Source organism: Rodentibacter sp., from assembly GCF_057314195.1.
The window spans coordinates 45,709-65,876 of the sequence record NZ_DBHLAM010000021.1 but is presented as its reverse complement, the minus strand read 5'-3'; the positions used below and the strand labels follow the sequence as shown (position 1 = coordinate 65,876).

At 42.6% G+C, this 20,168-nt stretch carries 18 protein-coding genes, 1 pseudogene and 1 riboswitch; of the genes and pseudogenes, 10 read left to right on the top strand and 9 right to left on the bottom strand.

Annotation, left to right across the window (positions count from 1 at the left end; all coding sequences use genetic code 11):
- The 4 genes and pseudogenes from ACO59Y_RS02585 to ttcA form a co-directional block, all read right to left on the bottom strand.
- The coding region (locus tag ACO59Y_RS02585) for a Fic family protein (RefSeq protein WP_486130375.1) at window positions 1-859 on the bottom strand (859 nt) is incomplete at its 3' end.
- Between the two features lie 137 nt (window positions 860-996).
- Window positions 997-1,197 (bottom strand): annotated as a pseudogene (locus tag ACO59Y_RS02580) (iron chelate uptake ABC transporter family permease subunit); the annotation flags it as partial.
- A 151-nt stretch (window positions 1,198-1,348) separates the two neighbouring features.
- Complete coding sequence (locus tag ACO59Y_RS02575; protein WP_486130373.1) at window positions 1,349-1,681, bottom strand: TusE/DsrC/DsvC family sulfur relay protein; 333 nt, start codon at window positions 1,679-1,681, stop codon at window positions 1,349-1,351.
- A 1-nt stretch (window position 1,682) separates the two neighbouring features.
- Window positions 1,683-2,615 (bottom strand): tRNA 2-thiocytidine(32) synthetase TtcA, encoded by a 933-nt coding sequence (gene ttcA / locus ACO59Y_RS02570; protein WP_486130371.1) that lies wholly within the window; start codon window positions 2,613-2,615, stop codon window positions 1,683-1,685.
- Window positions 2,616-2,763: 148 nt separating this feature from the next.
- On the opposite strand from ttcA, the gene mukF reads away from it, so the two are divergent.
- The 7 genes from mukF to ftnA (ACO59Y_RS02535) all read left to right on the top strand — a co-directional run bounded on the left by mukF (window position 2,764) and on the right by ftnA (ACO59Y_RS02535) (window position 13,674).
- On the top strand, window positions 2,764-4,098 hold the full coding sequence (gene mukF / locus ACO59Y_RS02565; protein ID WP_486130369.1) for a chromosome partition protein MukF: 1,335 nt from the start codon (window positions 2,764-2,766) through the stop codon (window positions 4,096-4,098).
- A gap of 87 nt (window positions 4,099-4,185) precedes the next feature.
- Window positions 4,186-4,920: a chromosome partition protein MukE gene (mukE, locus tag ACO59Y_RS02560; RefSeq protein ID WP_486130367.1), complete on the top strand. Its 735-nt coding sequence runs from the start codon at window positions 4,186-4,188 to the stop codon at window positions 4,918-4,920.
- Window positions 4,920-9,449: a chromosome partition protein MukB gene (mukB, locus tag ACO59Y_RS02555; protein WP_486130365.1), complete on the top strand. Its 4,530-nt coding sequence runs from the start codon at window positions 4,920-4,922 to the stop codon at window positions 9,447-9,449. Before mukE ends, mukB begins: the two co-directional genes overlap by 1 nt.
- Before the next feature lie 217 nt (window positions 9,450-9,666).
- Window positions 9,667-10,542, top strand: coding sequence for an EamA/RhaT family transporter (locus tag ACO59Y_RS02550; protein WP_486130363.1), 876 nt, complete (start codon window positions 9,667-9,669; stop codon window positions 10,540-10,542).
- Between the two features lie 12 nt (window positions 10,543-10,554).
- Window positions 10,555-11,976 (top strand): exodeoxyribonuclease I, encoded by a 1,422-nt coding sequence (gene sbcB / locus ACO59Y_RS02545; RefSeq protein WP_486130361.1) that lies wholly within the window; start codon window positions 10,555-10,557, stop codon window positions 11,974-11,976.
- A 697-nt stretch (window positions 11,977-12,673) separates the two neighbouring features.
- Entirely contained in the window at window positions 12,674-13,159 is a 486-nt protein-coding gene (gene ftnA, locus ACO59Y_RS02540; protein ID WP_486130359.1) for a non-heme ferritin, read from the top strand.
- Between the two features lie 17 nt (window positions 13,160-13,176).
- Window positions 13,177-13,674 carry a non-heme ferritin gene (gene ftnA, locus ACO59Y_RS02535; protein ID WP_486130357.1) on the top strand — a complete coding sequence of 166 codons (498 nt, stop codon included), beginning with the start codon at window positions 13,177-13,179 and terminating at the stop codon, window positions 13,672-13,674.
- Window positions 13,675-13,848: 174 nt separating this feature from the next.
- On the opposite strand, the gene moaE is transcribed toward ftnA (ACO59Y_RS02535), so the two are convergent.
- From moaE to moaA, 4 genes are all read right to left on the bottom strand, one after another.
- Window positions 13,849-14,301, bottom strand: a complete 453-nt coding sequence (gene moaE / locus ACO59Y_RS02530; RefSeq protein WP_486130355.1) for a molybdopterin synthase catalytic subunit MoaE — start codon at window positions 14,299-14,301, stop codon at window positions 13,849-13,851.
- Window positions 14,302-14,547: a molybdopterin synthase sulfur carrier subunit gene (moaD, locus tag ACO59Y_RS02525; protein ID WP_486130353.1), complete on the bottom strand. Its 246-nt coding sequence runs from the start codon at window positions 14,545-14,547 to the stop codon at window positions 14,302-14,304.
- A gap of 16 nt (window positions 14,548-14,563) precedes the next feature.
- Window positions 14,564-15,046 (bottom strand): cyclic pyranopterin monophosphate synthase MoaC, encoded by a 483-nt coding sequence (moaC, locus tag ACO59Y_RS02520; protein ID WP_373602710.1) that lies wholly within the window; start codon window positions 15,044-15,046, stop codon window positions 14,564-14,566.
- 34 nt (window positions 15,047-15,080) lie between these two features.
- Entirely contained in the window at window positions 15,081-16,094 is a 1,014-nt protein-coding gene (gene moaA / locus ACO59Y_RS02515) for a GTP 3',8-cyclase MoaA (protein ID WP_486130466.1), read from the bottom strand.
- Window positions 16,080-16,222, bottom strand: a riboswitch (molybdenum cofactor riboswitch). (Overlaps the previous gene by 15 nt.)
- A gap of 155 nt (window positions 16,223-16,377) precedes the next feature.
- Here moaA and ACO59Y_RS02510 point away from each other — a divergent pair.
- Complete coding sequence (locus ACO59Y_RS02510; RefSeq protein ID WP_486130351.1) at window positions 16,378-17,328, top strand: gluconeogenesis factor YvcK family protein; 951 nt, start codon at window positions 16,378-16,380, stop codon at window positions 17,326-17,328.
- Between the two features lie 35 nt (window positions 17,329-17,363).
- Here the strand turns inward: ACO59Y_RS02510 and thiI are convergent, their stop codons facing one another.
- Complete coding sequence (thiI, locus tag ACO59Y_RS02505) at window positions 17,364-18,815, bottom strand: tRNA uracil 4-sulfurtransferase ThiI (protein ID WP_486130349.1); 1,452 nt, start codon at window positions 18,813-18,815, stop codon at window positions 17,364-17,366.
- Window positions 18,816-18,982: 167 nt separating this feature from the next.
- On the opposite strand from thiI, the gene xseB reads away from it, so the two are divergent.
- Both xseB and ispA read left to right on the top strand, forming a co-directional pair.
- Window positions 18,983-19,222 carry an exodeoxyribonuclease VII small subunit gene (xseB, locus tag ACO59Y_RS02500; protein WP_486130347.1) on the top strand — a complete coding sequence of 80 codons (240 nt, stop codon included), beginning with the start codon at window positions 18,983-18,985 and terminating at the stop codon, window positions 19,220-19,222.
- Window positions 19,223-20,113 carry a (2E,6E)-farnesyl diphosphate synthase gene (gene ispA, locus ACO59Y_RS02495; RefSeq protein ID WP_486130345.1) on the top strand — a complete coding sequence of 297 codons (891 nt, stop codon included), beginning with the start codon at window positions 19,223-19,225 and terminating at the stop codon, window positions 20,111-20,113.
- Window positions 20,114-20,168: the final 55 nt, after the last annotated feature.

Genomic DNA, 20,168 nt, shown 5'->3' with positions numbered 1-20,168 from the left:
CCCCAATATCCTGTTTTTGTTTTTTTAGATTTTGAAGATGGTTTGCATAATGAATATGAAGCTGCCGGTTGCTTAATACATGATTTTCATTAAGTAATAAGTTACGAATAAAAAGCACTAAATATTTTGCCGTTTCATAAATACCTTCAGTAATATTATTGTAATTTGCACGCACCAAAGCATTACGAAAATACCAAGAATTCTCAGCAAAGTTATCATTGCTAACCTGAAAACCGAGTGTTTTTAGGTATTTGATAAAAAATACCGCTGTAGTGCGGGTATTTCCCTCTTCAAACACATGAATTTGCCATAATCGAGCAATAAAAAATGCTAAATGATCGATGGCTTCGTCAATAGAAATCCCTTTGTAACTAAATTTTCGCTCTTGCGCGAGATCATATTCTAACGTTTCTTTCAATTCTAAGGCGCTGCCGTAAGAAATCGTATCGCCGTTTAAAACCCATTCTTTTTTCGTTATATTGAAAGTGCGAATTTTTCCGGCATGAGGGAATATGCCATTAAAAAGATATTTATGGATTGATAAATATTGCTGTGTATTAAAGGAAAAAGCCGGTTCTGACAATAAACGGGCAATACGAACTGCCACTTTGTCGGCCTCTTCCGTACGATCTTCATCATCAGAAATAGGGTTTTGCTGATAATATTGGCTTATCCAATTTTCAGCCGTTTCTATGGTGATTTCACCTTCAATATTTTTGATGGCGGTATTAATTAAATAATGAGAGGGTTTTAAACCGTCCACATCTTGTAAGCCTATCGCTGTTTTCCATGCATAGCTTTTTTCTTTTTTTTCCGCATCAATATGGCGAATATATTCTGCAAAGGGATCTTTTATCATTATCTTAGAGTAAAAGTTCGGTGAAAATATGATGTAATTTTATCTTTATAATTTGCATTCAACAAATCTAACCTATAAAAAAACCGCACTTTAAAAAGTGCGGTTTTCTTTAGAACGAAATGATTGAATTATTCTACGCCGACCAAGATGGCGGCTAAAATGCGCGGTAGGCGAAGATTAAAAATAATATTGTGTTGAATTTCGTTTTGACTGTTGTTTAACAGCATATCAATAACATCCGAGGGAGGAATGGTGTAGCGTCCCCAAGAAAGGGAAAGCAGACAAAGCCCGACAAGTACGACCGAAAGGAACGGAAAATAAAAGGTGTTTTTCGTCATTTAATAAGCAAAAGCGATAAATTTTGAAGTGCTTCATTATATAGAAAAATATATTAAGATATTAGAAGTATTTGGCAGGGGAGTCGGAGAGTCAAAATAGCACCGCATTGAAGCTTGTCCGATAAGCTTTCAATGCGGTGCCAAAATGAACTTACAAGCACTTCGCCGGTTTCGGCAAGCCGGCTAATTTGGTCGCTTGTTTAGCCGGGCCTTCGGGAAATAAACGTTGTAAATAACGGCTGTTGCCTTTATCGGCACCGAGCTTTTCTGCCATCGCTTTTACCAACATCCGAATCGCAGGAGAGGTGTTGTATTCTTGATAAAAATCGCGTACAAAATAAATCACTTCCCAATGGGCGTCGGTCAGTTCAAGATTTTCCGCTTGCGCGATGGCACGCGCCACGTCTTCATTCCATTGCGTGTGGTCGAGCAAATAGCCGTCTTTGTCGGTGGCCAATGCGGTGCTATTTTGGGTGTTCAACATATTAATTCACTTCTTTGAAACGGATCATTTCATGTTCGGAAAAATCCATTTGTTCTTCATCATCAAGTTGCATTGGCGTGATGCGTTCTTGGTCAAACGCGATGTCGCCTTCAAGACCTTCTAATGTCTGACCACGTTTGATGCTTTTGAAATCAAATAATTTCGGATCAAGCATATGTGACAGGGTGATATTTTGCATTGCGCCGAACATGGTTTCCAAGCGTCCCGGATATTGACGATCCCAAGTATTGAGCATTTCTTTCACTACTTGGCGCTGCAAATTCGGCTGCGAACCACATAAATTACAAGGAATAATCGGGAATTGTTTTGCCTGCGCGTATTTCTCGATATCTTTCTCTTTGCAATACGCCAACGGGCGAATCACGATTTGTTTGCCATCATCGGAAATTAATTTCGGCGGCATGGATTTTATTTTTCCGCCGTAAAACATATTGAGAAAGAGAGTGGCAAGCATATCGTCGCGGTGGTGCCCCAATGCGATTTTAGTGGCGCCAAGCTCCGTTGCGGTGCGGTATAAAATGCCGCGACGCAAACGGGAACAAAGGGAACAGGTGGTTTTGCCTTCCGGAATTTTTTCTTTCACGATGCCGTAAGTATTTTCTTGTACGATTTTGTAATCTACGCCGATACTTTCTAAATATTCCGGCAGAACATGTTCCGGAAAACCCGGTTGTTTTTGGTCAAGATTTACCGCGATGATATCGAATTTTATTGGTGCGCTTTGTTGCAGATTGCGCAAAATATCCAACAATGTATAACTGTCTTTACCGCCGGACAAACACACCATAATTTTGTCACCTTCTTCAATCATGCCGAAGTCGGCAATGGCATTGCCAACATTGCGACGTAAACGTTTTTGTAATTTGTTGAAATTATAATTTTGCTTTTTTTCTAATTGAGTTAATTCGGTCATGTTTTTTTCGCTAATTTATGAAAAGCGCACATTATACGTGAAAAACAGGAAAAGTGCGGTTGCTCCAAAAGAAGATTTTTAAGATCCATGAAAAATCCTGTATAATCGGCCACAATTTTTTGTTCAATTTTAATGCGTTACAACTTCAATGATTGAAACCTCCCAAACAATTCCCGAACTCGTGTCTTGGGCAAAAGATCGCGAGTTTTCTTTGAATTTACCCACTGAACGCTTAGTTTTTTTGTTGGCGATTGCGATTTATAACAACGAACGTTTAGACGGCGAAATGCTGGAGGCGGATCTGGTGGATATTTTTCGCCATACGGCAAGTGCCTTTGAACAACCCGCAGATGCCATCGCGACACGCGCCAATAACGCCATTAATGAATTAGTGAAACAACGTTTATTAAATCGTTTTAGCAGCGAGTTTACCGAAGGTTTAGCAATTTATCGGTTAACATCGCTCGGCGTAGGCGTATCCGATTATTATATTCGTCAGCGCGAATTTTCCGCTTTGCGCCTTTCCGTGCAACTTTCTATTGTGGCGGACGAAATTCAGCGCGCATCGGATTCTGCGGAAGAGGGAGCAACGAATAGCGAAAACGAACATTATTGGCGCCGCAACGTGTTTGCGCCGTTGAAATATTCCGTAGCAGAAATTTTCGATAGCATTGATCTTTCGCAACGCACGATGGATGAAAATCAGCAAAGCATTAAAGAAGAAATTGCCGAACTTTTAACCAAAGATTGGCAAGCGGCAATTTCCAGTTGCGAACGTTTGTTAGATGAAACCTCTGGTAATTTACGCGAATTGCAAGATACTTTAAATGCGGCTGGCGATAAGCTGCAAGCGCAATTATTACGAATTCAAGATTGCGTCATCGGACGTGACGATTTGTATTTTATCGATCAACTGATTACGGATTTACAAGCCAAACTCGACCGAATTATCAGCTGGGGACAGCAAGCCATTGATTTGTGGATTGGTTACGACCGCCACGTGCATAAATTTATCCGTACCGCCATTGATATGGACAAAAACCGCGTATTTTCCCAACGTTTGCGTAATTCCATTCACCATTATTTCGATCATCCTTGGTTCTTATGGACGGCCCAAGCCGAGCGATTAGTGGATTTGCGCGATGAAGAAATGACGCTACGCGAAGACGACGCGCTGGGTGAATTGCCGGAAGAATTACAATATGAATCTCTTTCCGACTTGCACGATCAAATTGTGGAACATATGCAAAGTTTATTAATTACATATCGGGAAAATAATCGCCCAATTGATTTGAGTTTGGTTTTAAAAACACAATTGGAAAATTATCCGCTTTCCCGTCATTTTGACGTGGCGCGGATTATTGTGGATCAAGCTGTGCGGCTAGGTATGGCGAACGATGATTTGTCGGGCGTTTATCCGAATTGGCAAAGCATTAATCAATGCGGTGCTGAAGTACAGGCACATGTGATTGATAAATATTAAATTGTAGAGGCGAATTCGATTCGTTTTATCACGATATAAATGCGGCAAATGCCATCATTTGCCACGATAAAAAGCAGAGAACAGAGAATGACAGACAACCTTCAAGATGTAATTTCCCCAAAACTTGCGATGGCAATTGCCAATCCGTTATTTCCGGCAATGGATAGCCTGTTGCGGAGCGGTCGCCATATTGGCACGGAATATTTGGACAATCACGCTTTCTTAATGGATTTTCAAAATGAATTGGACGGTTTTTACCGCCGTTATAACGTAGAATTGATTCGTGCGCCGGAAGGCTTTTTTTATCTTCGCCCGAAAGCAACTACGCTGATTGCGCGTTCGGTGCTTTCCGAGTTGGAAATGTTGGTGGGAAAAGTGCTTTGCTATCTTTATTTAAGTCCGGAGCGTTTGGCGCAACAGGGGATTTTCAGCACGCAAGAAGTGTATGACGAATTATTAAACCTTGCCGATGAAGGAAAATTATTAAAGGCTGTGAATCAACGTTCTAGTGGTTCCGACTTGGATAAACAAAAACTTGCGGAAAAAGTGCGCGCCGCCATCGGGCGTTTGCGCCGTTTGGGGATGATCCAAACCGTAGGTGAACAAAATAGTGGTAAATTTACCATTTCCGAAGCTGTGTTCCGTTTCGGTGCGGAAGTGCGCAGCGGCGATGATGCCTTAGAAGCGCAAGCCCGCTTAATCCGCGATGGGGAAGCGGCTACGCCGGAATCCTTGATGTTAGAAAAGCAAGCCCAAACCACCGAAAATGATGCCGAAAATGTGGATGAAATTGACGAAGAATTTGACGGAGAACCAGCATAATGTCCGATATTTTAGAACGAGAAAATGAAATCGAATTAGAGCAAGAAGAAAACGTAATCGAGACTGATGCCGCCGAAGAAATCATTGAAACCGGCGTACCCGGCATTGCGCAAAATAACGGTGTAGAACGTGGCAAATTTCGTTCTTTAACCTTAATCAACTGGAACGGCTTCTTTGCCCGCACTTTTGATTTAGACGAATTGGTCACCACGCTTTCCGGCGGTAACGGGGCGGGTAAATCCACCACGATGGCCGGTTTTGTGACGGCATTAATTCCGGATTTAACGCTTCTCCATTTCCGAAATACCACGGAAGCCGGCTCTACAGGCGGTTCGCGCGATAAAGGGCTACACGGCAAATTGCGTCCGGGAGTTTGTTACGCGGTATTGGATACGATCAATTCTCGTCATCAACGTATCCTTGTCGGCGTGCGTTTGCAACAGATTGCCGGTCGCGATAAAAAAGTGGATTTAAAAACCTTTTCCCTTCAAGGCGTCGAATTATCACAAAATCCGACCGCACTTTTCACGGAAACCGTGGGGGAGCGTCAAGCGCGCGTGTTAAATTTAACCGAACTAAAAGACAAAATCGAAAATCTCGGCGCGCAATTCAAGCAATACCATTCCATCACCGATTATCACGGAATGATGTTCGATCTTGGCATCATTCCGAAACGCTTACGTTCGGCATCGGACCGTAGCAAATTCTATAAACTTATCGAGGCCTCCTTGTACGGCGGTATTTCCAGCGCGATTACACGTTCTTTACGGGATTATTTGCTGCCGGAAAACCTTGGCGTGAAAAAGGCCTTTCAGGATATGGAAAGTGCGTTACGCGAAAACCGAATGACCTTGGAAGCCATTAAAGTGACTCAGTCGGACCGCGATTTGTTCAAACATTTAATCACCGAAACAACCAATTATGTGGCGTCCGATTATATGCGTAACGCCAACGAACGGAGAGGTAATATCAGCACCGCATTGGAATCGCGCCGCGACTGGTACCAAGCCAAGGCGGCGCAGGTTTTGTCGCAACATCGTTTCATTGATTTAAGTCGCGAAGCAGCGGAACTGGCAGAAAGCGAACGCACGTTGGAAGTGGATCACCAAAGCGCGGTGGATCACTTAAATTTAGTGCTGAATGCGTTACGCCATCAAGAAAAAATCAGCCGTTATCAAGAAGATGTGGCAGAGCTTTCCGAGCGTTTGGAAGAACAAAAAATGGTAGTTGAAAACGCCAACGAACAATTGGAAGAAAGCCAAGCGCAATTCGAACAAACGGAAACCGAAATTGATGCGGTACGCACACAATTAGCAGATTACCAACAGGCGCTTGATGCGCAACAAACCCGAGCGCTTCAATATCAGCAGGCCATTGCTGCCCTTGAAAAAGCCAAAACCTTATGTGGTTTGGCGGATTTAAGCGTAAAAAATGCGGAAGATTATCAGACGGAATTTGCCGCTCATGCGGACGGCTTAACGGAACGCGTGCTTGAACTTGAGCACAAAATGTCGATTTCCGAAGCGGCAAAATCGCAGTTCGAGAAAGCTTATCAATTAGTTTGTAAAATTGCCGGCGAAGTGCCTCGTTCGAGTGCCTGGGAAAGCGCAAAAGCATTGTTGCGAGAATATCCGAGCCAAAAATTACAAGCACAACAAACACCGCAACTGCGTGCGAAATTACATGAACTTGAACAACGCTATGCGCAACAACAAAGTGCACTCAGATTACTCAATGATTTTAATCAACGTGCTAATTCACATTTAGAAACCGCCAATGAATTAGAAGATTATCATGCCGAACAAGAGGCATTGTTCGAAGATATTTCTGCAGAACTTTCCGAACTGATAGAAAGCCGCTCGACACTCCGTCAAAAACGTGAAAATTTAACCGCACTTTACGATGAAAATGCGCGTAAAGCGCCAGCTTGGTTAACGGCGCAAGCCGCCTTAGAGCGTTTAGAAGAACAAAGCGGTGAGCATTTTGAACACAGCCAAGATGTGATGAATTTTATGCAATCACAGTTAGTGAAAGAACGTGAATTGACAATGCTACGCGATCAGCTTGAGCAAAAACGTCAGCAGTTAGAGGAGCAAATTTCGCGTTTAAGTCAGCCGGACGGTTCTGAAGACGCGCGCTTAAATACGCTTGCCGAACGTTTCGGCGGTGTGTTGCTTTCCGAACTTTATGATGATGTGCCGATTGAAGATGCGCCTTATTTCTCCGCACTTTACGGTCCGGCGCGTCATGCCATCGTGGTGCGCGACTTGGATGCGGTGCGCGAACAGCTGATCGATTTAGAAGACTGTCCGGATGATTTATATTTAATTGAAGGTGATCCGGCGGCATTTGATGACAGTGTGTTATCGGCGCAAGAATTAGAACTCGGCGTGGTGGTACAGGTTTCGGATCGTGAATTGCGCTACTCTAAATTTCCGGAAATTCCGTTATTTGGTCGTGCGGCGCGCGAAAAACACTTAGAAGAATTGCAAGTTCAACGCGATGAAATTGCCGAAGAATATGCGCAAATCGCCTTCGACGTACAGAAATGTCAACGTTTGCATGAACATTTCAGTCAATTTGTCGGTTTACATTTAGCCCTTGCGTTCCAGCCAAATCCGGAAGAATTAATGGCGGAAGTTAACCGCGAACGCAATGAAATCGAGCGCGAATTAAACCAATTCAGTAGCGGTGAGCAACAATTACGCATTCAATTGGATAGTGCAAAGGAAAGAATTCAATTGCTCAATAAATTGATTCCGCAATTAAATGTACTTGCGGACGAAAATTTAATCGATCGCCTTGAAGAGTGTCGCGAGCAGTTAGATGTTGCCGAACAAGATGAACATTTTGTTCGCCAATATGGCGAGACGTTGTCACAATTAGAGTCGATGGCCGAGAGTTTACAAAGCGATCCGAAAAATTACGAAGGTTTAAAACAAGAATTAACCCAAGCCATTGAACGCCAAAAACAAGCACAACAACGCGTATTTGCTTTGGCGGATGTGGTGCAACGTAAACCTCATTTTGCTTACGAAGATGCGGGACAAGCAGAAACTTCCGAGCTTAATGAGCGACTTCGTCAGCGTTTAGAACAAATGCAAGCGCAACGTGACGCCCAGCGCGAACAATTACGCCAAAAACAAGCGCAATTTGCACAATACAATCAAGTGTTTATTGGTTTACAAAGCGCTTACGACAGTAAACTTCAGCTGTTAAAAGAATTGATTGATGAAATCGGTCAACTTGGCGTGCGTGCGGATGAAGGCGCAGAGGAACGTGCCCGTATCCGCCGCGATGAATTGTATCAACAGCTGTCAACCAGTCGTCAACGTCGCGCTTATGTGGAAAAACAATTAACGTTAATTGAAAGCGAAGCGGAAAACTTAAATCGTCGAATTCGCAAAGCGGAACGCGATTACAAAACTCAACGCGAATTGGTGGTGGCGGCGAAAGCCAGTTGGTGCGTGGTGCTACGCCTATCGCGTAATGCCGATATGGAAAAACGCCTGAATCGCCGTGAATTGGCATATTTATCTGCCGACGAATTACGTTCCATGTCGGATAAAGCCTTAGGTGCGTTGCGTACTGCCGTAGCGGACAATGAATATTTGCGCGACAGTTTGCGTGCGTCGGAAGACAGCCGCAAACCGGAAAATAAAGTACGCTTCTTTATTGCGGTATATCAACATTTACGCGAACGTATTCGCCAAGACATCATTAAAACCGATGATCCGATCGATGCCATTGAGCAAATGGAAATCGAGCTTTCACGCTTAACCGCCGAATTAACCGGTCGTGAGAAAAAACTAGCGATCAGTTCCGAAAGCGTGGCGAATATTATGCGGAAAACTATACAGCGCGAACAGCACCGCATTCGAATGCTTAACCAAGGGTTACAGAATATTGCTTTCGGTCAAGTAAAATCAGTACGTTTGGTGGTTAATATTCGCGATACGCATGCGATGTTGTTGGATGCACTTTCCGGCCAGCAAAACGAATATCAAGATTTGTTCAACGACAATCGGATGACCTTCTCAGAAGCCATGGCGAAACTCTACCAACGCATTAACCCGCATATTGATATGGGGCAACGCACAGCACAAACTATCGGTGAAGAATTGTTGGATTATCGCAATTATCTTGAATTGGAAGTGGAAGTATTCCGTGGTGCGGACGGTTGGCTGCGGGCGGAAAGTGGTGCACTTTCAACCGGTGAAGCCATTGGTACCGGGATGTCGATTCTGTTAATGGTGGTGCAAAGCTGGGAAGAAGAAAGCCGTCGTATTCGCGGTAAAGATATCGTGCCTTGTCGCTTGCTATTCTTAGATGAAGCCGCACGTTTGGATGGCAAATCCATCTCCACCTTATTTGAGCTTTGCGAACGTTTGGATATGCAATTATTAATTGCCGCCCCTGAAAATATCAGCCCGGAAAAAGGAACGACCTATAAACTGGTGCGTAAAATTGCCGGTAATCAAGAGCACGTTCACGTGGTCGGCTTACGCGGTTTCGGCGCCACGGAATAGAAAATAAAAGGGCAGTACGGTCAAAAAATTTTTGAGTTCTTCGAAATTATAGCTGTTGTACAAGGCTGAAATGACCTCACCAAACAGCACCGCATTGGAAGTCGCTTCAATGCGGTGCTGTTTTATGACTTGAACTCATACCTCAATCGGATGGTTTTGTGCATTGCGGCATAATACCCGGATTCTTGAGCGTAGTTTAATTATGTAAGGAACAAAAATGTATCATCTCATTCTCGCCATTCTTTGTAGCGTTGCGGTTTCCGTATTATTGAAAATTGCGCGCAAAAAAAATATCGTTATCGACCAAGCCATCGCATTTAACTATATTACGGCAATCACATTTAGTTATTTCCTGCTGAAACCGGATTTCAAAGGACTGGCATTTATTGATTACATCGCGCAAAGCGAAAGCATACTGATTTTCTTGGCATTAGGGATATTGCTCCCAACGGTATTTCTTATTATGTCGAAAGCGGTGGAGTTCGCCGGTATCGTGCGCTCCGACGCGGCGCAGCGCCTCTCCTTATTCTTACCGATTTTAGCTGCTTTTTTGATCTTCCACGAAACCCTAAGTCGGTCCAAAGTTCTTGGAATCACCTTCGCGTTTATCGGTTTATTTTGCTTATTAAGTAAGCCAAACCAAGACAAAAGTGTGATCAATTTTAAAGGCATATTAGGACTTGTCGGCGTATGGTTCGGCTACGGCATTATTGATATTTTATTCAAACAAGTAGCCAAAAGCGGCGGGGCGTTCCCGGCTACCTTATTTATTTCATTTTCCCTTGCGGCTTGCTTGATGTTTATCTATTTATTATTAAAACGTACCCAATGGACGGTGCCAAGCGTATTCGGCGGTATTATGTTAGGCGTGTTGAATTTCTTTAATATTTTGTTTTACATCAAAGCACATCAAAGTTTCGGCAGTAACCCTACATTAGTTTTTGCCGGAATGAATATCGGCGTTATTTGCCTCGGTACGATTACCGGCGCGTTAATATTCAAAGAAAAAATCAGTAAACTTAATTGGTTGGGTATTATGTTTAGTTTGGCTGCTATTTTCAGTTTGTATTATTTAGATAAAATTATCGTATAAAAAAGAGGAATTATGACGAAAGATTTCAGCTTCTTTATTTACGATTACGAAAGTTTTGGCATTAGCCCGGCAAACGATCGCCCAGCGCAATTCGCCGGTATTCGGACAGACGCGGATTTTAATATTATTGGCGAGCCGGTAATGCTTTATTGCAAGCAAACCAATGACTATTTACCAACGCCCGATGCGGTGCTGGTGACGGGGATCACACCGCAGGAATGTAATGAAAAAGGTATATCTGAACCAGAATTTGCAACAAAAATCCTAGCAGAATTTTCTCAGCCAAACACTTGCGTGATGGGCTACAATAACATTCGCTATGACGATGAAATGACACGTTACACTTTTTATCGTAATTTTATCGATCCTTATGAATATAGTTGGAAAAACGGTAATTCACGTTGGGATTTACTGGATTTGGTACGGGCTTGTTATGCACTGCGCCCTGACGGCATAAATTGGGCTTTTGATGATGAGGGAATGCCGAGCTTTAAGCTGGAAAAACTGACAGAAGCTAATGGTATTGCTCATGAGAATGCACATGATGCAATGTCTGATGTTTATGCAACCATTGCTATGGCGAAACTTATCAAAGAAAAACAGCCTAAAATGTTCCAATATTTCTTTGAAAATCGCGGCAAAAAGGAAATTGAAAAGCTCATTGATACGGCAGAAATGACGCCGTTGGTACATGTTTCGGGTATGTTAGGAAATTATCGTGGAAATTGTACTTGGGTTTCGCCGATTGCCTGGCATCCAAGCAATCAAAATGCCGTGATTGTGTGTGATTTAACCGGTGACATTGATAATTTGCTGGCAAAAAATGCAACCGAATTACGCGAAGATTTGTATACTAAAAAAAGCGACTTAGAAGAAAAGAGCGTTTCAGCGGTACCGTTAAAATTAGTTCATATCAATAAATGCCCGATTTTAGCTCCGGCAAAAACTTTATTACCTGAAAATGCTGAACGTTTGGGCATTAATCGCCAATTATGCTTAGAAAATTTAGCAAAATTACGCGCATCTTTTGATATTCGTGAAAAAGTCACGGATATTTTTACGGAAGCGCGTCAATTTGAACCAAGCGATAATGTTGAAACTGAGCTATACAACGGTTTTTTCAGCCATGCCGATAAAAATAATATGGCGATTTTACGCAGTTTACCGCCTGATAAATTAGCTGACTCCGGTTTGGCTTTTGAAGATAAACGCATTCCTGAGTTACTATTTCATTATAGAGCACGTCATTTCTACAAAACGTTAAACCGAGCGGAACAAGTTAAATGGCAGAAATATTGCCAACGTAAACTTGCGAAAAGCGCGGTTGATTTTGAGGAGCGCTTACAACGTCTTATTGAGGAGTATGCGAATAATCCGGAAAAGCTAGCACTACTACAACAAGTTTATGAATACGGCGCCAAATTGCTAGGTTAGTTTCGTGACAACATAACAAGATAAAATTTTATAACATAAAAAAGCACATTCGAAGGAATGTGCTTTTTTTCTTCTAAAGGGATTTATTCGCATAATTTTCTTAAATTTTATCTGATTAGATTATCAAAAAAACATTATTCAATTCCGCAATCACTTTATATACCAGTTGATAATTCACCAAAAATACGGTGAAGAAATGTCTTGAAATACCGTTTTATCTTGTTTGAATAGGATTTATCACTTGTGCATAAGTCTGTGATTTATTTAGCCCGTAGTTTTCACTTACCGGATAACTAATTCCGCATAATCAATATTATGTTAAATAATATATGTGAGTACGTCACTTTGTGAAATAATCTCTCCTCTTTATTGAAGAAAAAAATCAAGATTGATAAACGGGAATAAATTGAATTCACCTAAAAAAAGAAAAAAAATTAAGCGAGTTTGCGGTACGTAAAATTTGCGTCGAAATTTTAAAATTTTGGCAAGGACGAAGAACTGTGAGGCGGTCTTGCAATCATAAATATTTCTCAAGTAGGTAAATGAGAATAATTTGTATTGTTTTTATTATTGAAAATTAATGGGTTATGATTTTTTTTAAGAAAAATAACTTGCAAATTCTCATTTACCGCCCTAAAATGCGCAACGCAATTTGAGCTTTATTGTTTTATAAAATCGATATGGAAAGGAGTTAGTTATGCTTAATCAAGCAATTACAGACAAATTGAATGAACAGATTAACTTAGAGTTCTACTCTTCTAACGTTTATCTACAAATGAGTGCATGGTGTTACAAACACGGTTATGAAGGTGCTGCTGCATTTCTACTTCGTCATGCCGATGAAGAATTGGAACATATGCAAAAATTATTCCAATATGTGAGCGAAACCAGCGGTATGCCGCTTTTAGGCAAAATTGAAGCGCCTAAAAACGACTACAAAACGTTGAAAGAAGTATTTGAGACAACGTTACAACACGAAAAATTAGTAACATCCAAAATCAACGAATTGGTTGAAGTGACTTTTGCACACAAAGACTACTCTACCTTCAACTTCTTGCAATGGTATGTAGCGGAACAACATGAAGAAGAAAAATTATTCAATAGTATTATTGATAAATTTAACCTTGTTGGCGAAGACGGCCGCGGTTTGTACTTCGTTGATCGTGATTTAGCTACTTTATAATAAATAGGAGAAATAAAATGTTATCAAACAATGTGATTAAACTGTTAAACGACCAGATGAATTTGGAATTTTATTCTTCTAACTTATATCTTCAAATGAGTGCTTGGTGTGAGCAACAAGGTTTTGAAGGTGCGGCAAAATTCTTATCCGCGCATGCTGCAGAAGAAATGCAACACATGCGCAAACTATTCACTTATTTAAATGAAACCGGTGCGCAAGCGATTATCAGTGCGGTTGAGGCTCCGTCTCATGAATATAATTCATTAAAAGAAATTGTTGAATTAACGTATCAACATGAAAAATTGATCACCCGTAAAATCAATGAATTAGTAGGTAAAACCTTTGAAGAAAAAGATTACTCTGCGTTCAACTTTTTACAATGGTACGTGGCAGAACAGCACGAAGAAGAAAAATTATTCAGTAGTATCTTGGATAAATTAAATCTTCTCGGTGAAGACGGCGAAGGTTTATTCTTAATCGATAAAGATTTAGGAAATCTAGCTACCGCCGGTTAAATTCAGTTGAAAAAAAAGCTCGGTTTAAACCGAGCTTTTTTATAAGGCTTTTCAAATTATATACGTAAGAATTCATCTAACAAAATAGCACCGCATTGGAAGCGCCTCCGATGCGGTGCTATTTTTATACTTCAAGTCGACAAGCATTTTATCTGTTTATTTGATTTTCTTAATTTACCATTTTTCTAGCGCTTGTTTATCCGAAGTCCGTGCATCGATCCAACGTTCGCCTTTGTCGGTTTGTTCTTTTTTCCAAAAAGGGGCTTTGGATTTGAGATAATCCATAATAAATTCATTGGCATGATAAGCGTCGCCACGATGTGCGGAACTCACCCCCACCAGCACAATTTCATCGCCGGTATGCAATAAGCCGACACGGTGAATTACCGCGACTCGTTGAATCTCCCAACGTTGTTTAGCTTCGGCAACAATTTCATTTAACGCTTTTTCAGTCATTGCGGGATAGTGTTCTAAATAAAGGCTTGAAACGTCATCGCCTAAGTTAAGTTCGCGAACTTTACCGACAAAAATTACCGCAGCGCCTACTGAATTTTGCTCTGAAAGCCAATGATAAACCGCATTTTGGTCGAATTCAGCCTCTTGCACGGCAATTCGAATATCGTTCATTTATCCTCCCGTAACCGGTGGGAAAAAGGCAATTTCATCGCCGGATTTGACCGCACTTTCAAGCGGCATCAACGTTTGATTAATCGCCACAAGCAACTTTCCTTTTTCTAATGCCAACGCCCATTTATCCCCTTTTTGGCTTAAATGTTCGCGTAACGCGTCTGCCGTTGCAAAATCTTGTTCAAGCACAATTTCATCAATACCGATTAATTCACGGGTTTGAGCAAAAAATAATACTTTTAGCATATGATTTTTCCTTTTCCTAGTGATTTTCGGCCATAAAGTGACCAGATTTTCCACCGCGTTTTTCAAGCAAGCGCACATGTTCGATCACCATATCTTTTTGCACAGCTTTGCACATATCGTAAATAGTCAATGCGGTGATGCTGGCAGCGGTCAATGCCTCCATTTCCACCCCGGTTTTACCGGTGAGTTTGCAAAAGGATTCAATGCGCACCTGGTTGCTTTCAACTAAAGGTTCAAGGCTGACTTCCACTTTAGAAAGTAATAGCGGATGACATAACGGAATCAACTCCCAAGTACGTTTTGCTGCTTGAATACCGGCGATACGTGCCGTGGCGAATACATCGCCTTTGTGATGTTGTCCGTTTAAAATCATGGATAAGGTTTCTTGTGACATGGTCACCAAGGCTTCGGCACGCGCTTCACGTACGGTTTCCGACTTGCCGGAAACATCCACCATGTTAGCCTCACCTTGGCTATTGATATGGGTAAATTGGGTCATATTGGATACGAGTAAGATTAATTTTTAAAAATTTTTAGCCGCCGATGGAGGCGAGATGATTACGAATTCCGCTATCACCTTGATGCAAATAATGATGTTCACGCTTGCCTTGTAATGCGGAAAAAATACGGGATTGTAAAATGCCTTGCTGCTCTTCCGATTGCAATAAATCGCGCAACTCAATGCCTTCTTCACCGAATAAACAAAGGTGTAACTTCCCTTTTGCCGATACGCGTAAACGATTACAACTGGCGCAGAAATTCTTTTCATAAGGCATAATCAAACCGATTTCGCCTTGATAATCAGGATGACTAAATACTTTAGCCGGCCCGTCGGTGGCAGCACGTTGTTGTAACTGCCAACCTTGCGATAACAATTTTTGCGCAAGAATTTCACCGGAAAGATGATGACGCTCAAAGAAGCTGTCCATTTCACCGGTTTGCATCAGTTCGATAAAACGCATTTGAATCGGGCGATTTTTCACCCAGGCCAGAAATTGATTAAATTCGTGATCGTTAAGATTTTTCATCAACACGGAATTCACTTTTACCTTGTGGTACCCCACGTCAAACGCACGATCGATACCACGCATCACCTCATCAAATTTATTGATGCCGGTAATTTGATGGAACATTCTCGGATCGAGGCTATCTACGCTGACATTCACGGAAGTTACGCCCGCACGTTTCCAATTCGCTACATCCTTCGCCATACGGTAGCCATTAGTTGTCAACGCCACGTGGCGAATTCCTTCGACATTCGCCACGCTTTCGGCAATAGTAAGAAAATCTTTACGTAAGGTTGGTTCGCCGCCGGTTAAACGAATTTTTTCTGTGCCCATTGCCGCAAAAGCACGCGCAACGCGGGTAATTTCGCTTAAGGTAAGAAAACTCGGTTTATTCGCTTCCGGCTGATAACCGTTCGGTAAGCAATAGTTGCAACGAAAATTACACTGGTCGGTAATCGACAGTCGCAAATAGTAATAGTGGCGTTGGAACGCGTCCACAAGACGTTCGTTTCCCACGTTTTTGATTGGAATTTGCATCAGACACCTTTCTAAAATGGAGAGGACAAACCGTTTCCGACTTATCCCTGAATAACGAATTGCGTTATTGGCATTGCCGTCATATTCCCTAAGAGAACTTAGACTAAACAAGCTCGGAGTTATGCGATAAAATATCGGCGCTTATTTTAAAAGATTCTCACCAATTAACGCAATCAATTCGTTCCGATGCCATGCGTATTTAATTAAATTCTTATAAATCAATCATATAAATAATTATATAGCGATTGTTTTTATAATATTTTAGAGGTAGGAAATAGAAAATTTTATGTCGGATTTAACCCCCCATCGCCACTATGAATTCTTGAATCATTCGCATATTGTTGCCATTGGCGGCGGACACGGCTTGGGACGCGTCATGTCAGCGCTAAGTTTTATCAAAGAGCGCCTAACCGGTATCGTCACTACCACGGACAACGGCGGTTCCACCGGACGCATTCGGCAACAACAAGGCGGCATAGCCTGGGGCGATCTACGCAATTGCTTAAACCAAATCATCATCGAACCTAGCACCGCATCCGCGCTATTCGAATATCGTTTCAGCGGCAACGGCGAATTGGCAGGACATAATCTCGGCAATTTAATGCTCAAAGCGCTTGAAAATATGCACGTTCGTCCGCTAGATGGCGTAAATTTGATCCGCGATTTGTTGCACGTAAAATCGCACCTGATTCCCATGTCCGAAACGCCCGTTCACCTCGCCGCCAGCCTTGGTGCCGGTTCCAGCATCGTGGGCGAAGTCGGTATTGATAATTTAACCGAAGTGCCGCAATCGCTTTTTCTCGTGCCCTTGGTGCAAGCCACACCGGAAGCCGTGCAAGCCATTTCACAGGCAGACGTAATCATATTCGGCCCCGGCAGCTTTTTAACCAGCATCATGCCGCCACTACTTTTAGCGGATATCGCGACGGCAATTCGTTTAAGTTTGGCAAAAAAGATTTTTATCGACAATTTAGGTACGGAACTCGGAGCGGCGGCCGAACTCTCTCTAGAGCACCGCATTGAATGGATTCATCACACGGTCGGCGCGGCCGTCATTGATGGCGTGATTACGCCGATAAGGAAAAATAGCGGTTTCAATGCGGTGCCCGTTAGCGATCTCGGCAATGTAAAAATATTAGAAAAACGCCTCAATGCGGATGACATCAGTTATCGCCACGACCGCACATTGCTGGCGAAAGCCATTGATGAAATGTTGGAAGAATTGGAGCGAACTTAATCGCCCTTTGAAAACGTAGGGCGCCTATTTCAAGATTATTTTTTCGCGAATACCCGCACGTTAGCGAAGCCATTTTCTTTCAGATACAACGCTTGCAATTTACTCATTACGCCGCGTTCACAATACAATACGTAGTTTTTACTTTGATCCAGCGAACCAAATTGCGATGAAAGCTTATAAAACGGCATTTGCTTCACTTCGTGAGTTGCGGATTCAAAAGGCTTTTCATCTATTTCTTCCGGACTGCGAATATCCAAAATTATATCGTTTTCACCTAAGACAGAGCTTGCCTCCACTTCAATTACTTGTCTTTCAGTTTCTTCCGCGATTTGACGAATATCCAAATATTTTGCATTTTCGACCGCACTTTCGAGAGCGGCAAAATCAAAATGCCCTTCTTCTTCAACGATCTTCTCACGAACAGCTTTGATGGTCGGATTTTTTGAAATCACGCCGCAAAATTCCGGCATAGATTTGGCAATATCTTCTGTGCCGATTTCTTTCGCCATGGCGATAATTTGTTCTTTGTCGTGCGTAATAAGCGGGCGTAATACAAGCGCCTCGGCGGCCTCATCAATTAAGCGCAGATTGGTTAGCGTTTGGCTAGAAACTTGGCCGAGCGCCTCCCCCGTCACAATCGCTTCAATATTGAAACGCGCCGCCACTTTACTTGCGGCGCGCACCATCATGCGTTTCAACACCACGCCCATTTGGCCATTATCAATTTTTTCCAAAATCTCGCCGACTACGCCTTCAAAATTCACCGCGATAAAACGCACTTTGTGGGAGCTGCCGTAACGTTGCCAAATATGATAGGCCATTTGTTTTACGCCTATTTCGTGCGCCGCACCGCCAAGATTAAAGAAACAGTAATGCACGCGCGAACCGCGACGCAGCAGCATATAACTGGACACGCCGGAATCAAATCCGCCGGAAATAAGCGAAAGCACGTCTTCCTGCGTGCCGATGGGATAACCGCCGATACCGGCATGACGCGCGTTGACCAGCATCATTTTGTCGTCTTCAATCTCAATGCGCACGGTCACGTCGGGATTTTTCAAACGGACTTTGGCGCTTTCGATATGTTGATTCAATCCGCCGCCGATATAGCGTTCCGCTTCGATAGAACTAAACGAATGTTTGCCCTTGCGTTTTACGCGCACGCAAAAGGTTTTGCCTTGCAATTGTTGTTCCACATCGGCGAGCGTCAGTTCAAAAATATGATGTAAATCCGTAAACGGTTTTTCTTCCACTTCTAAAAAATGATGAATGCCCGGAATACGTTGTAACAACGCGATAAGTTCGGCACGATTCTCTTCATTTTTCGAGCGCACTTCGATGTAGTCCCAATGACGCACTACGGCGGTTTGTTCATCAAATTTTTGTAAAATATTGCGGATATTGGAGGTCAGAATTTTAGCGAAACGCTTACGCACGGTTTCGCTTTTAATCATAATTTCAGGGAAAAGTTTAACGACAAATTTCATAAAATCATTATCTGATTGGCTTAATAAAAATGGCGGGTATTTTACGCAAAGATGAAGAAAAGTCTATACAGTAACAGGCTGTATATCAGGCTGAAATAATTTTTAACAACGCCCGTAAAATAAAGTACAATAGCGCGCAATTTTTACTGCGAAGAAAGGAATGATTAATGGCTCGTAAACCGGCTGCGACACAGGATTTTGAAACGACGTTGTCGCAATTAGAAACCATCGTTTCGCGTTTAGAAAGCGGCGAGTTGCCGTTAGAAGAAGCGCTAAAAGAATTCGAGCAAGGCATTAAATTGGCGCAGTTGGGGCAAGAACGCTTGCAACAGGCGGAACAACGCATTCAAATTTTGTTACAAAAAAGCGAAACCGCTGCGTTAAACGACTATCAAGGGAATGCCTAAATGAATCGATTTTCTGCAGATTTAAGGCTGATTCAGCACCGCATTGACGCCTTTCTGGAAGCGTACTTCGAGCGCATTGAAAGCCATCATGCGCCATTGCGAGATGCGATGAAATACGGGGTGTTATTGGGCGGCAAACGGGTTCGCCCTTTTTTAGTTTATGCGACCGGCAAGATGTTGGGCGCCAATGAACAAGCCTTAGATTATGCCGCCGCTGCCATTGAGCTAATTCACGCATATTCCCTAATTCACGACGATTTGCCGGCAATGGATAATGACGATCTGCGCCGCGGTCATCCGACTTGCCATATTCAATTCGATGAAGCCACCGCCATTCTTGCCGGCGATGCATTGCAAAGTTTAGCTTTTGAAATTTTGACGCAAACACCGCATATTTCCGCCGCACAAAAACTGGCTTTAGTGCAAATTTTAGCGCAAGCCTCCGGCGCGCAAGGAATGTGTTTAGGGCAAAGTTTGGATTTAATTTCCGAACATAAACAAATCAGTTTGGCTGAGTTGGAACAGATTCACCGCAATAAAACGGGAGCGTTGCTCGGCACCGCATTGAAACTCGGTTTTATCTGCTCGCCGCAGCATGCCGATCAAAATTTGGAGCAAGCTTTGACGCGCTATGCCGACGCTATCGGACTAGCCTTCCAAGTGCAGGACGATATTTTGGATATTGAAGGTGACAGCGCGGAAATCGGCAAGCCAGTGGGATCCGATCTTGATTTGGATAAAAGCACCTATCCAAAATTACTCGGTTTAGCCGGCGCAAAACAAAAAGCGCAAGATTTGTATCAACAGGCTCTTGCCGAATTGGAAGGTATTCCATTTGATACCGGTGCGCTTCGCGCTTTAGCAGAATTTATCATTACGCGTAAAAGTTAATTGCGACCGTGTCACATTTTTCCTACAAAAATACCGTCGAAAATTAAAATTTTTT

Excerpts from the sequence above, each read along its gene's own strand:
- sbcB (WP_486130361.1), top strand. The coding sequence starts at position 10,555 with ATGACGAAAGATTTCAGCTTCTTTATTTACGATTACGAAAGTTTTGGC.
- mukE (WP_486130367.1), top strand. The coding sequence starts at position 4,186 with ATGACAGACAACCTTCAAGATGTAATTTCCCCAAAACTTGCGATGGCA.
- mukB (WP_486130365.1), top strand. The coding sequence starts at position 4,920 with ATGTCCGATATTTTAGAACGAGAAAATGAAATCGAATTAGAGCAAGAA.
- xseB (WP_486130347.1), top strand. The coding sequence starts at position 18,983 with ATGGCTCGTAAACCGGCTGCGACACAGGATTTTGAAACGACGTTGTCG.
- moaC (WP_373602710.1), bottom strand. The coding sequence starts at position 15,046 with ATGACCCAATTTACCCATATCAATAGCCAAGGTGAGGCTAACATGGTG.
- moaE (WP_486130355.1), bottom strand. The coding sequence starts at position 14,301 with ATGAACGATATTCGAATTGCCGTGCAAGAGGCTGAATTCGACCAAAAT.
- mukF (WP_486130369.1), top strand. The coding sequence starts at position 2,764 with ATGATTGAAACCTCCCAAACAATTCCCGAACTCGTGTCTTGGGCAAAA.
- ispA (WP_486130345.1), top strand. The coding sequence starts at position 19,223 with ATGAATCGATTTTCTGCAGATTTAAGGCTGATTCAGCACCGCATTGAC.
- ftnA (WP_486130357.1), top strand. The coding sequence starts at position 13,177 with ATGTTATCAAACAATGTGATTAAACTGTTAAACGACCAGATGAATTTG.
- moaD (WP_486130353.1), bottom strand. The coding sequence starts at position 14,547 with ATGCTAAAAGTATTATTTTTTGCTCAAACCCGTGAATTAATCGGTATT.
- thiI (WP_486130349.1), bottom strand. The coding sequence starts at position 18,815 with ATGAAATTTGTCGTTAAACTTTTCCCTGAAATTATGATTAAAAGCGAA.
- ACO59Y_RS02575 (WP_486130373.1), bottom strand. The coding sequence starts at position 1,681 with ATGTTGAACACCCAAAATAGCACCGCATTGGCCACCGACAAAGACGGC.
- ACO59Y_RS02510 (WP_486130351.1), top strand. The coding sequence starts at position 16,378 with ATGTCGGATTTAACCCCCCATCGCCACTATGAATTCTTGAATCATTCG.
- ftnA (WP_486130359.1), top strand. The coding sequence starts at position 12,674 with ATGCTTAATCAAGCAATTACAGACAAATTGAATGAACAGATTAACTTA.
- ttcA (WP_486130371.1), bottom strand. The coding sequence starts at position 2,615 with ATGACCGAATTAACTCAATTAGAAAAAAAGCAAAATTATAATTTCAAC.
- ACO59Y_RS02550 (WP_486130363.1), top strand. The coding sequence starts at position 9,667 with ATGTATCATCTCATTCTCGCCATTCTTTGTAGCGTTGCGGTTTCCGTA.